Origin of the sequence: Bradyrhizobium sp. AZCC 1578, from assembly GCF_036924675.1 — a bacterium.
Taxonomy (GTDB): domain Bacteria; phylum Pseudomonadota; class Alphaproteobacteria; order Rhizobiales; family Xanthobacteraceae; genus Bradyrhizobium.
This window is the reverse complement of the sequence record NZ_JAZHRZ010000001.1, coordinates 3,307,417-3,321,665: the sequence shown is the minus strand read 5'-3', so window position 1 is coordinate 3,321,665 and position 14,249 is coordinate 3,307,417. Positions and strand designations below refer to the sequence as shown.

At 64.0% G+C, this 14,249-nt stretch carries 13 protein-coding genes and 1 pseudogene; 10 read left to right on the top strand and 4 right to left on the bottom strand.

Going from position 1 to position 14,249, the window contains the following annotated elements; genetic code table 11:
• Nucleotides 1-37 precede the first annotated feature (37 nt).
• From V1290_RS15865 to V1290_RS15830, 8 genes and pseudogenes are all read left to right on the top strand, one after another.
• The gene (locus V1290_RS15865) at nucleotides 38-712 is read left to right on the top strand and encodes a TetR family transcriptional regulator (protein ID WP_334365284.1); all 675 of its coding nucleotides are present in this window, start codon (nucleotides 38-40) and stop codon (nucleotides 710-712) included.
• 69 nt (nucleotides 713-781) lie between these two features.
• Nucleotides 782-1,540: an SDR family NAD(P)-dependent oxidoreductase gene (locus V1290_RS15860; RefSeq protein ID WP_065747553.1), complete on the top strand. Its 759-nt coding sequence runs from the start codon at nucleotides 782-784 to the stop codon at nucleotides 1,538-1,540.
• Between the two features lie 176 nt (nucleotides 1,541-1,716).
• A pseudogene (locus V1290_RS15855) lies at nucleotides 1,717-1,800 on the top strand (enoyl-CoA hydratase/isomerase family protein); the annotation flags it as partial.
• Between the two features lie 41 nt (nucleotides 1,801-1,841).
• On the top strand, nucleotides 1,842-3,713 hold the full coding sequence (locus tag V1290_RS15850; RefSeq protein ID WP_334365283.1) for an AMP-binding protein: 1,872 nt from the start codon (nucleotides 1,842-1,844) through the stop codon (nucleotides 3,711-3,713).
• A gap of 111 nt (nucleotides 3,714-3,824) precedes the next feature.
• Nucleotides 3,825-4,952, top strand: coding sequence for an acyl-CoA dehydrogenase family protein (locus V1290_RS15845; protein WP_334365282.1), 1,128 nt, complete (start codon nucleotides 3,825-3,827; stop codon nucleotides 4,950-4,952).
• 155 nt (nucleotides 4,953-5,107) lie between these two features.
• On the top strand, nucleotides 5,108-6,352 hold the full coding sequence (locus V1290_RS15840; protein WP_334365281.1) for an acyl-CoA dehydrogenase: 1,245 nt from the start codon (nucleotides 5,108-5,110) through the stop codon (nucleotides 6,350-6,352).
• Nucleotides 6,353-6,532: 180 nt separating this feature from the next.
• Nucleotides 6,533-7,777 carry an acyl-CoA dehydrogenase gene (locus V1290_RS15835; RefSeq protein ID WP_334365280.1) on the top strand — a complete coding sequence of 415 codons (1,245 nt, stop codon included), beginning with the start codon at nucleotides 6,533-6,535 and terminating at the stop codon, nucleotides 7,775-7,777.
• A gap of 154 nt (nucleotides 7,778-7,931) precedes the next feature.
• Nucleotides 7,932-8,630: a nitroreductase gene (locus tag V1290_RS15830; protein WP_334365279.1), complete on the top strand. Its 699-nt coding sequence runs from the start codon at nucleotides 7,932-7,934 to the stop codon at nucleotides 8,628-8,630.
• A gap of 186 nt (nucleotides 8,631-8,816) precedes the next feature.
• On the opposite strand, the gene V1290_RS15825 is transcribed toward V1290_RS15830, so the two are convergent.
• The 3 genes from V1290_RS15825 to V1290_RS15815 all read right to left on the bottom strand — a co-directional run bounded on the left by V1290_RS15825 (nucleotide 8,817) and on the right by V1290_RS15815 (nucleotide 12,059).
• Complete coding sequence (locus V1290_RS15825; RefSeq protein WP_334365278.1) at nucleotides 8,817-10,448, bottom strand: ankyrin repeat domain-containing protein; 1,632 nt, start codon at nucleotides 10,446-10,448, stop codon at nucleotides 8,817-8,819.
• 230 nt (nucleotides 10,449-10,678) lie between these two features.
• Entirely contained in the window at nucleotides 10,679-10,927 is a 249-nt protein-coding gene (locus tag V1290_RS15820) for a hypothetical protein (protein ID WP_334365277.1), read from the bottom strand.
• 103 nt (nucleotides 10,928-11,030) lie between these two features.
• On the bottom strand, nucleotides 11,031-12,059 hold the full coding sequence (locus tag V1290_RS15815) for a helix-turn-helix transcriptional regulator (RefSeq protein ID WP_334365276.1): 1,029 nt from the start codon (nucleotides 12,057-12,059) through the stop codon (nucleotides 11,031-11,033).
• An 89-nt stretch (nucleotides 12,060-12,148) separates the two neighbouring features.
• Between V1290_RS15815 and V1290_RS15810 the strand changes: the two genes are divergently transcribed.
• Complete coding sequence (locus V1290_RS15810) at nucleotides 12,149-12,790, top strand: glutathione S-transferase family protein (RefSeq protein WP_334365275.1); 642 nt, start codon at nucleotides 12,149-12,151, stop codon at nucleotides 12,788-12,790.
• Nucleotides 12,791-12,816: 26 nt separating this feature from the next.
• Nucleotides 12,817-13,251 carry a DUF6157 family protein gene (locus tag V1290_RS15805; RefSeq protein ID WP_334365274.1) on the top strand — a complete coding sequence of 145 codons (435 nt, stop codon included), beginning with the start codon at nucleotides 12,817-12,819 and terminating at the stop codon, nucleotides 13,249-13,251.
• 9 nt (nucleotides 13,252-13,260) lie between these two features.
• Here the strand turns inward: V1290_RS15805 and V1290_RS15800 are convergent, their stop codons facing one another.
• Nucleotides 13,261-14,046 carry an enoyl-CoA hydratase/isomerase family protein gene (locus V1290_RS15800; RefSeq protein WP_334365273.1) on the bottom strand — a complete coding sequence of 262 codons (786 nt, stop codon included), beginning with the start codon at nucleotides 14,044-14,046 and terminating at the stop codon, nucleotides 13,261-13,263.
• Between the last annotated feature and the right edge of the window lie 203 nt (nucleotides 14,047-14,249).

Below are 14,249 nucleotides of genomic sequence, written 5' to 3'. Positions count from 1 at the left end.
GCTTATGTGCGGCCAGATTTCCCGCCCCTCAGCAGTGATGGGATCACCGTTGAATACCAGCGTACCGGCCAGGCTCCCGAGCGGCAAAAATAGCACCGCCGAGAAGCTGCTTGTGGCGGCGAGCGAGCTGATGATCGAGCGCGCCTCGATCGAAGTGTCGCTGTCCGACATCGCGCAGAAGTCGGGCGTCAATGCCGCGCTGGTGAAATACCATTTCGGCAACAAGGACGGGCTGTTGCTGGCGCTTCTGGCCAGGGACGCCGCGACCGAGATGTCGCAGCTCGAATATCTGATCAGCCAGCCAATCTCGCCGACGGCAAAGCTTCGCCTCCATATCGGCGGCATCATCCGCGCCTATCACCAGTTCCCCTACATGAACCGGCTGATCCACTATCTCCTGCACGAGAGCAGTCCGGAAGCCGCCGACGAAGTCTCGCAATTCTTTGTCGCGCCCTTGCTCGACTTTCACCGCCGCCTGCTCGCCGAAGGCATCAAGGCCGGCGAGTTCCGCAAGGTCGATCCGGTCATGTTTTACACCAGCCTGATCGGTGCCTGCGATCACCTGTTCTTCGGCCGCCACGCGATGTCGCGCGCGACCGGGGTCGGTCCGGTCACCGACGAGGTCTGCCGCGAATACATCAAGCACATGGAAGCGCTGATCTGCGGCGGGATGCTGGAAGAAGGGAAGGGGCGAATAGCGAGTAGCGAATAGACCCATTCGCCGCTCGCTATTCGCCATTCGCCAACTAGAGAAGAAAACACCCAAGGAAAGGTTCTCAAAATGCAGTTGAAAGACGTTGCCGTTCTCATCACCGGCGGTGGCTCCGGCTTAGGGGCCGCGACCGCCCGCGCCATGGCCGCGAAGGGCGCGAAAATCGGCGTGCTCGACCAGAACAAGGAGAATGCCGAGAAGGTCGCGGCCGAAGTGAAGGGCGTCGCCCTTCATGCCGACGTCACCAGCGAGGAGCAGATGAAGGCGGCGATCGCCAAGGCGGAAGCCGCTCATGGTGTCGCGCGCGTGCTGATGAACTGCGCCGGCATCGGCGGCTCGCAGCGCGTGGTCGGCAAGGACGGCGTCTATCCCTTGGAAAAGTTCGTCCGCATCATCAACGTCAATCTGATCGGCACCTTCAACGCGCTGCGCTTGTTCGCCGAGCGGCTCGCCACCGCGGCCCCCGTCGGCGAGGAGCGCGGCGTCGTCATCAACACCGCTTCCGTGGCGGCCTATGAAGGCCAGATCGGCCAGATCGCCTATTCCGCCTCGAAGGGCGGCATCGTCGGCCTCACTTTGCCGGCGGCGCGCGATCTCGCGAGCCTGAAGATCCGCGTCAACACGATTGCCCCCGGCATCTTCTTCACGCCGTTGCTGATGGGCCTGAACGAGGAAGCCCGCAAGAGCCTTGGCGCCCAGGTGCCGCATCCGGCCCGCCTCGGCGAGCCTGACGAATATGGCGCGCTCGCGGTGCACATCGTCGAGAACGCGATGCTCAACGGCGAGACCATCCGCCTCGACGGCGCCATCCGCATGGCGCCGCGGTAGGGCAAACTCGGTCGTCGTCCCCGCGAACGCGGGGACCCATAACCACAGCGCTCTCGTTGAAGCGCGATGGGTCCCCAGCGTAGCGCAACAACGAAGACCAGTGGTTATGGGTCCCGGCTCGCGCTTCGCTTGGCCGGGACGACGGTGATGCGGAGCGCCTCGTGACTCAACCGCTGGTGTTGTGCAGCCGCTCGGAAGATTTCAACGAAGGCATCAGGGCCTTCCTTGAGAAACGAAAGCCTGTCTATATCAGGCGATGACGACAAGATCCGCAAAGGACAAGAATTCCGGGAGACGCAATATGAGTGGGAGTGCAGCAAAGGTGCTGACAAAGCCGGCCTTCCGCAAGATCGAATGGCTGCCGCGCGACATCGCGGTCGAGCGTCGTCCCGATGGCGTCATCATCCTGAAGTCGCGCATTCCGCTGCAGCCTTACGAGAAGCATATTCCGGCGTCGCTTTCGAAATGGGCGAGGGAAGCGCCGGAGCGTACCTGGCTGGCGCAACGCGGCGGCGCTGAGCGGCAATGGCGGAAAGTCTCCTACGGCGAAGCCAAGCGCGTCGTCGACGGACTGACGCAGGGCCTGCTCAACCTTGGCCTCGCCGAAGGCCGTCCCGTTGCGATCCTATCAGGCAATTCGATCGAGCACGCGCTGATGACGCAGGCCGCGATGCAGGCGCGGCTGCCGGCGGCGCCGGTGTCGCCGGCCTATTCGCTGATGAGCCAGGATCATCTCAAGCTCAAATATCTCTTCAGCCTGATCAAGCCTGCGGTCGTGATGGTGCAGGACGCTCCGACCTTTGAGAAGGCGCTCAGGGCGATCGACCTGGCCGGCGTCACTGTGGTTCATGTCGCGCGCCCCCGCGAAGGTATCAAGAGTGTGTCGTTCGCCGAACTCGCGGCAACGCCGGCTACCAAAGATGTCGAAGACTCGATTTCAAAGATCACGCCGAAGACCGTCGGCAAGCTCTTGTTCACCTCGGGCTCGACCGGCATGCCGAAGGCCGTCATCAACACCCAGGAGATGATGTGCGCCAACGCGGCGATGATGATGCAGGTGCGCCCGCGCGACCCGAACGGGCCGGTTTCCACCTATCTCGACTGGATGCCCTGGAATCACACCATGGGCGGCAATGCGCTGTTCAACCCGGCGCTGATCGACGGCGGCACGCTCTATATCGACGACGGCCGCCCGATGCCCGGTCAGTTCGAGGAGACCATTCGCAATTTGCACGAGATATCGCCGACCTATTACGCCAACGTCCCCGCCGGCTACGCGGCGCTAGCTGCTGCGATGGAGAAGGACGACGCGCTGTGCCGCAGCTTCTTCAAGAACCTGACCGTGATGGCCTATGGCGGCGCGCGGCTGCCGGACGATCTTTACGACCGTATGCAGGCGCTGGCGGTGAAGACCACCGGCGAGCGCATCGTGTTCTACACCGGCTGGGGTTCGACCGAGACCGCGCCGACCTCGACCGGCACCTATTGGGACACTGAGCGCGTCGGCCTGATCGGCCTGCCGTTTCCTGGCGTCGAGCTGAAGATGGTGCCGTGCGGCTCCAAATACGAATTGCGCCTGCGCGGCATCAACGTCACGCCGGGCTATTTCGGCCAGCCTGAATTGACGAAGAAGATGTTCGACGAGGAAGGTTTTTACTGCATCGGCGACGCCGGCGTGTTCGTCGATGAGAAGGATCCGCTGCAGGGCATCATCTTCGCCGGCCGCGTGGTTGAAGACTTCAAGCTCACGACCGGCACCTTCGTCCATGTCGGCTCATTGCGCACCGATGCCATCGCGGCCGCGACGCCGGTGGTGCACGACGCGCTGGTCACGGGGCAGGATCGTCCGTTCATCGGACTTTTGGCCTGGCCCAATCTGCACGCCTGCCGGCAGATCGTGGGGAGTCTCGATGCGACGTTTGAGCAGGTGGTCAAGCATCCCCAGGTGATCGCCTGCCTGAAGCGTGGCTTGGAGGCGCATAACGCCTCCGCCACCGGCAGCAGCATGCGGATTGGCCGGGCGATGCTGATGGTCGAGCCGCCCTCGATCGACGGCAATGAACTCACCGACAAGGGCTACATCAACCAGCGCGCCGGCCTCGAACGCCGCGCCGCGCTGGTGGAGAAGCTTTATGCCGATCAGCCGGGAGAGGACGTGATCATTTTGAACTGATCGTAGGATGGGTAGAGCGCAGCGAAACCCATCAGCCGCGACCAAGCCGTTGATGGGTATCGCTTCGCTCCACCCATCCTACAGAGCCATCACCAACGCGAGTAACACGCCATGAACTTCGATTTCTCCGACGAACAAAAACAGATGCGCGACGCGGCGCGGAAATTTCTCACTGAGAAGTGCCCGCCGAAGGCCGTGCGCGAGGTGCTCGACGGAAAGGCGCCCTATGACAAGGAATTGTGGAAAGGCCTCGCCGAAATGGGCTTTCTCGGCGTCGCAATTCCCGAACAGTTCGGCGGCGCCGGCGCGGGCCATCTTGAGCTTTGCGTGATCGCGGAAGAAATGGGCCGCGCGAATGCGCCGGTGCCGTTCTCCTCCACGGTCTATCTTGCCGCCGAGGCGCTGCTGCTGGCTGGCTCCGATGCGCAGAAGCAGAAATGGCTGCCGAAGATCGCTTCCGGTGAGGCGATCGGCACGCTGGCGCTGTTCGAGGGCAAGGGCAATCCGTCGCCGAAGGCGATCAAGCTGCAGGCTTCCGGCGGCACGCTCAACGGCATCAAGAAGCCGGTGCCGGATGGCGCAATTGCCGATTTCGCCATCGTCGCTGCCCGGACCGGTTCGACCGGGCGCGATTCCGACATCTCGCTGTTCCTGGTCGACCTCAAGGCCGGCGGCGTCGAGGCGAAGCCGTTGACCAACGTCGATCCGACCCGCGGGCAAGCCGAGCTTACCTTCACGAAAGCCAAGGCCGAACCGCTGGGAGCGGCCGGCGACGGCTGGAGCATCCTCACGCAAGTGCTCGACCGCGCCGCCGTGCTGCTGGCGTTCGAGCAGGTCGGCGGCTCCGATCGCGCGCTCGAGATGGGCCGCGACTACGCGCTCGACCGTATCGCTTTCGGCCGGCCGATCGGCTCGTTCCAGGCAGTGAAGCACATGCTCGCCGACATGTACGTCTCGGCGACGCTGGCGCGCTCGAATTGCTATTACGGCGCCTGGGCGCTCTCGACCAATGCGTCGGAATTGCCGGAAGCCGCAGCGGCTGCGCGCATCAGCGCGACGCAGGCGTTCCAGCACTGCTCCAAGAACAACATCCAGGTTCACGGCGGCATGGGTTTCACCTGGGAGTTCGACTGCCACATGTACTACCGCCGCGCCAACGCGTCAGCGCTGACGCTCGGCAGCCTGTCGTACTGGGAAGATCAGTTGATCGATCGCATGCGCAAGAAGAACGCGGCGTAGGATTCACCCGGCGTCGTCCCCGCGAAAGCGGGGACCCATACTCCGCGGCCCCTCGGTTGGAATCAAGTTGCGAGAGACGGGACTACTATTTTGGCCGGTGGTTACGGGTCCCTGCTTTCGCAGGGACGACGGGCCAAGTTTGAAGGACGAAACCGATGAACTTCGACGACACTCCGCAGGAAGCCGCATTCCGCGCCGAGGCCCGTGCATGGATACAAGCCAACGCGCCGAAGCAATATGAGGAAGAACTTCGAAAGTCCTCGCTCGGCCGCACCGTGCTGAAGGGCACGAACATTCTCGAGGTCGCAAAGGCCTGGCAGAAGAAGAAGGCCGAAGCGGGGTGGGCCTGCCTGCACTGGCCGAAGGAATATGGCGGCCGCGGCGCCTCGCCGATCGAGCGGGTGATCTGGCAGCAGGAAGAGGGGCCGTTCGGGAAGCTCAGCGGCATGTTCATCATCGGCCACGGCATGTGCGGGCCGACCATGATGGCCTATGCCGGCGAGGAGCAGAAACGCAAATATCTGCCGCCGCTCGCTTCCGGCGAGAAGATCTGGTGTCAGTTGTTCTCCGAACCCGCCGGCGGCTCCGACGTCGCAGGGCTTCGCACCCGTGCCGAGAAGAAGGGCGACGACTGGATCATCAACGGCCAGAAGATCTGGACCTCGGGCGCGCACTATTCGGATTACGGTATCCTGCTCACGCGCACCGATCCCAATGTGCCGAAGCACAAGGGCCTCACGATGTTCTTCCTGGACATGAAGAGCCCCGGCGTTGAGGTGCGGCCGATCAAGCAGGCCAGCGGCCAGTCCGACTTCAACGAAGTCTATTTTACCGACGTGAAGATCCCGGACTCGCAGCGGCTTGGCGCCGTCAATGACGGCTGGAACGTCTCGCTGACCACGCTAATGAACGAGCGCATGTCGATCGGAGCAGGCGTGGCGACAGGCTTTCCGGAACTGTTCGAGTTCTGCAACAGCCTGATGCTGGAAGATGGGCCTGCAATCGAGGATCGCAGCGTTCGTTCGAGGCTGGCGAACTATGCGGTGAAGGCCAGCGGCCTGAGATACACCAGTATGCGCGCGATCTCGGCGCTCTCGAAGGGCGAGCGTCCGGGCCCGGAGAATTCGATCGGCAAGCTGGTGGCGGGATCGATGGTCCAGGAAGTCGCGATGTATGCGCTCGACCTGCAGGGCGCTGCCGGCGTGCTGAGCGGGCCGGAAGACGCCGAAGTTGCCGGCAAATTCCAGGCGATGCTGCTGCGCGCACCGGGCACCCGCGTCGAAGGCGGCACCGACGAGATCATGCGCAACATCATCGCCGAGCGCGTGCTTGGCTTGCCCGGCGACATCCGGGTCGACAAGGACGTGCCGTTCAATCAGATCCCGACCAAGGGAAGATAGATCACGTGTCCCGGACGCGGTGCGGCGTTCCCCCGGCGATGCGAAGCATCGTCCGGTACGCCGCTCCGCAGAGCCGGGACCCACACGATGCCAGTTTGATGGGCCCCGGCTCTGCAGCGCACCGCTTCCGCGCTGCGCTGCGTCCGGGGCACGTCTCCGGAGACAAAGGAGAAAGCCGCAATGAACTTCGACGATACGCCACAGGAAGCCGAATTCCGAGCCACGGCTCGCAAATGGATCGATGCCAACGCGCCGAAGCAATACGAGGCGGAGCTCTCAAAATCCTCGCTCGGCCGCATCCGGCTCGAGAAGGAAGATATCGTCGATGTCGGCAAGGCCTGGCAGAAGAAGAAGGCCGAGGGCGGCTGGGCCTGCCTGCACTGGCCGAAAGAATATGGCGGCCGCGGCGCCAGCCCGATCGAGAAGGTGATCTGGCAGCAGGAAGAGGGCGTTTACGGCAAGCTGACGCAGCCGTTCCAGATCGGCGAGGGCATGTGCGGCCCGACGGTGATGGCGTTCGGCAGCGAGGAGCATAAGCGCTACTATTTGCCGAAACTCGCTTCCGGCGAGCACATCTGGTGTCAGCTCTTCTCCGAACCCGCCGGCGGCTCGGATGTCGCGGGGCTGCGCACGCGCGCGGAGAAGCAGGGCGACAACTGGATCGTCAACGGCCAGAAGATCTGGACCTCTGGCGCGCACTATTCCGACTACGGCCTGCTGATCACGCGCACCGATCCCAACGTGCCCAAGCACAAGGGCCTGACGATGTTCTTCCTCGACATGAAGAGCAAGGGCGTCGAGGTGCGGCCGATCAAGCAGGCCAACGGCATGCAGGAGTTCAACGAGGTCTATTTCACCGATGTAGTGATTCCGGACAGCCAGCGCCTTGGCGCGGTCGGCGACGGCTGGAACGTGTCGCTGACCACGCTGATGAACGAGCGCATGTCGATCGGCTCGCGGCTCGCGACGGGTTTTCCGGAAATGTTCGAGTTCTGCTCGAACCTGATGACCGATGACGGGCTTGCAATCGACGATCCCGCCACGCGCTCCAAGCTAGCGAGTTGGGCCGTGAAGGCGAGCGGGCTGAAATACACGAGCTACCGCGCGATTTCGTCGCTGTCGAAGGGCGAACGGCCGGGCCCGGAAAACTCGATCGGCAAGCTGGTGTCGGGTTCGATGCTGCAGGATATCGCGACCTATGCGATGGATCTGCAGGGTGCGGCCGGCGCGCTCACCGGCGCGGATGAGGAAATGGCGCGCGGTCAGTTCCAGCAGATGCTGCTCTCTTCGCCCTCGATGCGCATTGCCGGTGGTACCGACGAGATCCTGCGCAACATCATCGCCGAGCGCGTGCTCGGCCTCCCCGGCGACATCCGTGTCGACAAGGACGTGCCGTTCAACAAGATCCCGACCAAGGGGCGCTGATCTCTCGCTAAGGTGCGTTGATTTCTCGTGTCCCGGACGCGGTGCGGCGCGCAGTGCCGCTCCGCAGAGCCGGGACCTACACTGGACGGGCCCCGGCTCAGCAGCGCACCGCTTTGCGCTGCGCTGCGTCAGGGGCACGAAAGCGAGCAAGGCCATGGATACTGCCGTGAACCAACAAGACCGCATCGACGTGCTCGAAGACCTCCTGAACGAGCGATACTCCGTGCGCGCGTTCCTCCCGCAAGAGGTGCCGCGCGAGACCATCGAGCATGTCCTCAAGGTTTCGCAGCGCACGGCGTCATGGTGCAACAGCCAGCCCTGGCAGGTGCTGATCGCGAGCGGTGAGGCCAAGGAGCGCTTCCGCAAGGCGATCTATGCCGAGGCCGCTTCCGGCGCCAAGGACGATCATGACTTCACGCCGCCACGCGAATATCTCGGCGTCTATCTCGAACGCCGCCGCGAGAGCGGCTTTCAGCTCTACAACACGCTCGGCATCGCGCGCGGCGACAAGATGGCCTACGCCAAACAGGCGCTGCAGAACTACAATTTCTTCGGCGCGCCGCATGTCGCGATCATTCATACCGACGAGCCGCTTGGCATCTATGGCGCGGTCGATTGCGGCGCCTATGTCTCTAATTTCATGCTGGCGGCGCAGGCGCTCGGCCTCGGCACCATTCCGCAGGCCGCGCTGGCGCGGCATTCCGGATTGATCCGGCGTCACTTCAATCTGGCGGATGATCGGCGCGTGGTCTGCGGCATTTCCTTCGGCTATGCCGACCACGCTCACAAGGTCAACAGCTACCGCACGTCGCGGGCGAGCGTAGCCGAGACGGTGACGTTTGTGGACGCGTAACACTCGATCGTCATGCCCGGGCTTGACCCGGGCATCGACGTTCTTTGCCACTGTTGCCCAAGTAAGACGTGGATGGCCGGGACCCGTGTCCGCCATGGCTTCGCCGGGCCACGAGCGCACTCGGCCCGCCGAAGCTTTAGCGAAGGCGGCAAGCCCGGCCATGACGAAGAAAGCGCAAGCGGCAGCCTAACCCAGCAATAGCTCGGCGACTTCGTCCGAAAACCGCTTCTTGATTCCTGCGATCATCACCCACTCGGGATCGCCTGGGATGGCCGTTGCGCCCGGCATGCCGTGATCGAGCAGGGCGCGTGCGCAGCCGAGCCAATCGCCGCCCTCGACCGGCTCGTTGCAGGAGGCCCAGCCGAGCGTGCCGGATGCATTGTCGCCGTGGCCGTGCCGCTCGGTCCAATCAGCGCCGTGTTCGAGCAGGAAGCGCGTCAGCGCGGCGTTGCCGCGGAACACCGCGAGATTGAGCGCGGATGCATCCCAGTCGCCGCCGCGCACCGCGATCGGCCAGCCGAGCCTGACCATCAGCTTGACGACGTCGTCGGCGCCTGCCGCGGCCATATCAGGCAACAGTCGCAATTGCGCCGGCGACAGCGAGGTCGGCAGATCGGGGCGGTGCGAAGCCACCGCACGTGCCTCGGCTTCGTCACCGCGCGCGCATGCGGCGACAAAGCGTTCATCGTCGGAAATCTCAGGCGCATCGGTTCGCGCTCGCAGCAGCGCGGCAGCCTCGGTAAGCCCGAACTGCAGCGCCAGCCGGTACGGGCTGAGGCCTTCCGGCGTGGAGCGCGATGGATCGGCCCCCGCATCCAGCAGGGCCTTCACGTGACGGGGGCGGCGGTGGTAGATGGCCCATGCGAGCGGTGAACCCCAATCGGTCAGCGGCTTATTCCGCGCCGGCTCGTTCGGATCGCCGCCATGCTGCAGCAACAGTTTTAGCGCGGTATCGTCTTCGAGATCGATCGAGCGGTAGATCGCGTTGCTCTCTGCGATCCGTGCGCCGTGCTCCAGCAATAGCCGCGTGCACGCCGGATTCTCCAATGAATGATAAAGCGATTCGCCGTCATTGGGATCTGCTCCCGTTTCGAGCAGCAATTTGGTCAGCGTCGGATCATGGTTGCTGCCGGCCGCGCCATAGAGCGTCGAGAGCGGATAGCGTTGGTCGGGCTCGTTCAGCGATCCAGGCGGCCAGCGGCTGTAGATGTGCTGGTTGACGTCGGCGCCTGCCGCGATGAGCGATTGCGCGCAGCGATGCAGGCGCTCGCGAAGTTCTTCCACGCGCAGCAGGCTCGAATGCGCGACCGCGAACAGCGGCGGCAATCGCAGTGGGCCGCCGGGACGGTTGATCCAGTCCGGATCGGCCTGTGTCGCTCGCCGCAGCGCGCTTTCGTCGCCGGTCGCGCAGGCGAGATAAGGATCGCCCGCGACGAGTTCGGGATCATCGGCCAGGATGCGCAGCGCGACGCGCGGGTTGGCGCGGTTGGCCGCGCCGCTGACGTCGCCGGAATAGATGAGCTGCGCCCAGTGCAGGACGCGAGCGGCGCGCTCGTTGCGCGCTGCCATCTGCACTTCGACGTATTGTTTCAGGTCAGGCCATGACGCAAAGCCGTCCTCGCGCGCGATGCATGATTGCGCGTCGTGCAGGCGAAGTTCGAGGGACGCAATGTCGCCATCGCTGCGGCTGGCCGCCGCCGGCAGCGCATGGCGAAACCGCGCCATCGCCGCCGGATCGCGGCTTCGATACAGGCGGATCAATTCCTTGGCTTGTTTCTTCAGATGATCGAGATTCAATCGATCGGGAGACCGGTTCATCAGACACCTCCGTGCATGACATCGCCGACGGCCCGCAATACCGGCTGCACAAAGGCTCTAGCTGTCGCTCGAAAGCTGCAAGTGGGTTCAACCCTTCCCGCGGGCCCGGGCGCGGCTTGCACCGCAGGCGCCACAATATGGCTGCAGCGGGCAGGGGTCAACGTGTCAGGCAAGCGGAAAAATCCCGGTCGCTGGCGCGGCCGGGATCTTTCTTACAAGCGCTGGTTTGATCAGTAGGCGCAGACGTTCACGGTGCGCAGGCGCATGCCGCGGCGGGTTTCGACCCAGCGCTGCTGCAGGCAGCCGTTGAAACCGGTGTCGACATAGACGCCGCCGAAGCCGACGCCGATGGCAGGACCCCAGCCGTAGCCATGGGCCCAGTGATGGCCGTGGTAGAAGCCGCCGGCGGAAGCGGGCGCTGCAGCGGCAATGGTCAGCGAGGCGGCGGCAATCAGTCCGAGGGTAACCTTGCGAAACATACTCATTCTCTCCAGTTGCTTGGCACGAGGCCGTTGTTGCGTCCCTGCGCATCAGTCGGATCAGGCGCGGCTTGCGTTCACGTGCGAAGGGGAGAATCGTGTTTCAGGAGTGTTTCGTGGGACGAGATTTTCGGACATTCTTTCGATCAGGATGTGCGCTCCGCACTGTCTGATAGCGGGCGGCCATGGCTTGTGTGAGCTCGGCCATCTTGTCGCGCAGCTCGGCTGGTGCCAGCACCTCGGCCTCCGCGCCGAGGCGCAGCAGTTCGGCGGCGGCATGCCACACCGTTTTCCCGATCGGCACGACGGCAATCCGCCAGCCGGCCGCATCGGCAGTCTCCTCGATACGGGTGCGCGTCCTCACATAGGGCTGGCTCAAGGCGTCGAGCAGTTTTACGCCAAACGGCGATAGCCGGACGGTGGCGGAGTCCGGATGCATCTCGGCTTCGAGCCGAAGCGTTGCGGCTTGCCAATAGGCAGCGAGATCGAAATTGGTGGGCCAGACGAAACGCTCATCCAGAACGTTGCAATCCAGAACGCGCGCGACGCGATAGGTGCGCACGCTGCCGTCGATGTGTCCGGCGAGATACCAGCTTCCGCCCTTCAGCACGAGCCCGAGCGGCGCGACGCGGCGGCGCTTCTCGGCCCTCCAGCTCTGGTAGCGGATTTCGATCAGGCACTCGCGCAGCAGCGCGCTGGCAATCGCACGCAGATGTTTGGGCTGCTCGGCCTCACCAAACCAGCCTGGGGCATCGAGATGAAAGCGCTCCTGCATCCGGCCGGCATTCGGGCGCAGATTGGCCGGCAGCGCCGCCATCAGCTTGGTCTGCGCCGCCATCATTGCGGCGTCGAGGCCGAGCGCGGCTGCAGGCCCTGGCAGTCCCGTCATGAACAGCGCCTCGGCCTCCGGTTGCGACAGGCCATTCAGCCGCACGCGATAGCCGTCAAGCAGGCGATAGCCGCCTTCCGCGCCGCGCTCGGCATAGATGGGGATGCCGGCGGCGGCGAGTGCATCGATGTCGCGATAGATGGTACGCACCGAAACTTCGCAGGTATCAGCGAGTTCAGGCGCGGTGACCTGTCCCCGCGCCTGCAAGGTGGTGAGGATGGAAAGCAACCGGCTTGCGCGCATGGCTTCTCTTAAACCATACCTGACACAGGATGTCAGGTATGGTCGGGCATAGAGGGGGGGACACCCGTGGGGGGAAAAGGAGACTGCCAATGACCAGCAAGGATCGCATCACCCTTTACTACTCGCCGCAGACCCGCGCGACCGGCACGCGGGTGCTGCTGGAGGAATTGGGGGCGCCTTACGATCTTCATGTCCTGAACATGAAGGCGGGCGAGCAGCGGCAGCCGGCCTATCTCGCCATCAATCCGCTGGGCAAGGTGCCGTTGATCCGCCATGGCGAGGCGCTGGTGACCGAACAGGTCGCCATCTACATCTATCTCGCCGACCTGTTTCCGGAAGCCGGGCTGACGCCCGCGCTTGACGATCCCAGGCGTGGCCCGTATCTGCGCTGGATCGCCTACTATGGTTCGTCCTTCGAGCCAGCTCTGATCGACAAGTTCATGAAGCACGAACCGGCACCGCCGACGCAATCGCCCTATTCCGACTACGACTCCATGCTGGGCGTCCTGGAGACGCAGCTTTCCAGGGGGCCTTATCTGCTCGGGGACCGCATGACGGCTGCCGATATTCTCTGGGGCGTCGCGTTCAATTGGACGATGATGTTCGGCCTCGTGCCCGAAAAGGACGTGTTCAAGGCCTATGCCGAGCGCATTACGTCGCGGCCCGCCTTCCAGCGGATCAGCGCCGCCGATGATGCCATGGCGGCGCAGCACGCCGCGGCTTGCGGGTGAATGGCGCGACGAGGTTTGATCGCTGGATGACAAAGACAGTTTACACCACCAACTGCTTCAACACCTTCATCCAGGTCGCGGAGGATTGTCCCGCGCGTAGCGGCGAGGAACCGCCGGCCCGCGCGGGCAATCCGACGGTTGCCGGCCTGCAGTACAAGATGATTGTGGAAGCGCCCTACAAATACACGTCCGACGACGTGATATTCGCGACCTCCGCCCGCGGCCGGCAGCTCGGTGCCAAGGCGACGAAGCAGGAGCTAAGCCTTGCCCGCGAGGAATTCTTCTCAAAAGGGCAGGCATGCCTGAGAGCGTCGGGCCTCGGCAAGCGCTTCGGCTGGGGCGTGCACGCCGATGACGAGGGGCGCGTCGCGATCCATGCGGTTGACAGCAAGCGCTACCAGGCGCTTGCGCGCGATCCTGCTATCCAGCAGGTCCGGGCGATGCGTACCAGGCGTGCCTGAACTTTTCGCTCAGAACTTCGGCGGCCGCTTTTCCGCGAACGCCTCGATGCCTTCCTTGATCTCGGCGCTGCGCATACTTTCGCGATGGCGCAGGTCGGCGGCCGCTTCGTCAAGCTTGCCGCGGGCGAATTCGTTGATGGCGCGCTTCATGCCGCGCATCGCCAGCGGCGCGTTGCCGGCCAGGATAGCGGCGAGACCATCCACTTCCTCGTCCAGCATCTCTACCGGCACCATGGCAGTGAGGTAACCGATCCGCAGCATTTCCGGCGCGGCAATTTTCTGCGCGGTGAGAAACAGCATCTTTGCATTGTCGACGCCGAGCCGCGAGACGTAGCGCCTAATTCCGCTCTTGTAGTAGTGCAGGCCGAGCCGCGCCGCCGGCATGAACATTTCGGCCGTATCGACCCCGACACGGAAATCGCAGGCCAGCGCCAGGTCGGTCGAGCCGCCATAGACGCCGCCATTGAGCCGGCAGATCGTTGGCACGCCGAGGTCCTCCAGCCGGTCGACCACTGCTTCGAATGCCGATCCCGCGCTCGGCTGTTCCTTCTCGCTGGTCGCTCGGTCCGCGACCGAATTGAGATCATAGCCCGCACTGAACGCGCGGTCGGTGCCGGTCAGCACCAGCACGCGGATCGCGGGATCGGCCTCGATCCGGTCGAACAGTTTCATGAGTTCGCCGAGGTCCTCGCTCTGCAGCCGGTTCAGATGTTTCGGCCGGTTGAGGCGGATGGTGGCACGCGGGCCGCTGATCTCGAGGATGGGCGCGCTTGCCGCCTCGGCTGTATCGGACATTATTCGCTCCATTGTTCAGCCGTCATCGCGAACGAACCGTGCCTGCCGCCGGGAAGGCCGTCAACGATGCCCTCGCGCCCGCTGCGCCAGGCGGTCGGGTTCGGGCCGCTATATGGACGTGAATTTTACCCGGGAATAGTGAGAATCCCGACAAAACGTCGCCTTTTCCTCGTATACCAAAAGGGCCCTGCGGGCATTACGAT

Bases quoted from the DNA above. Each gene is read 5' to 3' on its own strand.
- V1290_RS15865 (WP_334365284.1), top strand. From the start codon at position 38: ATGGGATCACCGTTGAATACCAGCGTACCGGCCAGGCTCCCGAGCGGC.
- V1290_RS15860 (WP_065747553.1), top strand. From the start codon at position 782: ATGCAGTTGAAAGACGTTGCCGTTCTCATCACCGGCGGTGGCTCCGGC.
- V1290_RS15850 (WP_334365283.1), top strand. From the start codon at position 1,842: ATGAGTGGGAGTGCAGCAAAGGTGCTGACAAAGCCGGCCTTCCGCAAG.
- V1290_RS15845 (WP_334365282.1), top strand. From the start codon at position 3,825: ATGAACTTCGATTTCTCCGACGAACAAAAACAGATGCGCGACGCGGCG.
- V1290_RS15840 (WP_334365281.1), top strand. From the start codon at position 5,108: ATGAACTTCGACGACACTCCGCAGGAAGCCGCATTCCGCGCCGAGGCC.
- V1290_RS15835 (WP_334365280.1), top strand. From the start codon at position 6,533: ATGAACTTCGACGATACGCCACAGGAAGCCGAATTCCGAGCCACGGCT.
- V1290_RS15830 (WP_334365279.1), top strand. From the start codon at position 7,932: ATGGATACTGCCGTGAACCAACAAGACCGCATCGACGTGCTCGAAGAC.
- V1290_RS15825 (WP_334365278.1), bottom strand. From the start codon at position 10,448: ATGAACCGGTCTCCCGATCGATTGAATCTCGATCATCTGAAGAAACAA.
- V1290_RS15820 (WP_334365277.1), bottom strand. From the start codon at position 10,927: ATGTTTCGCAAGGTTACCCTCGGACTGATTGCCGCCGCCTCGCTGACC.
- V1290_RS15815 (WP_334365276.1), bottom strand. From the start codon at position 12,059: ATGCGCGCAAGCCGGTTGCTTTCCATCCTCACCACCTTGCAGGCGCGG.
- V1290_RS15810 (WP_334365275.1), top strand. From the start codon at position 12,149: ATGACCAGCAAGGATCGCATCACCCTTTACTACTCGCCGCAGACCCGC.
- V1290_RS15805 (WP_334365274.1), top strand. From the start codon at position 12,817: ATGACAAAGACAGTTTACACCACCAACTGCTTCAACACCTTCATCCAG.
- V1290_RS15800 (WP_334365273.1), bottom strand. From the start codon at position 14,046: ATGTCCGATACAGCCGAGGCGGCAAGCGCGCCCATCCTCGAGATCAGC.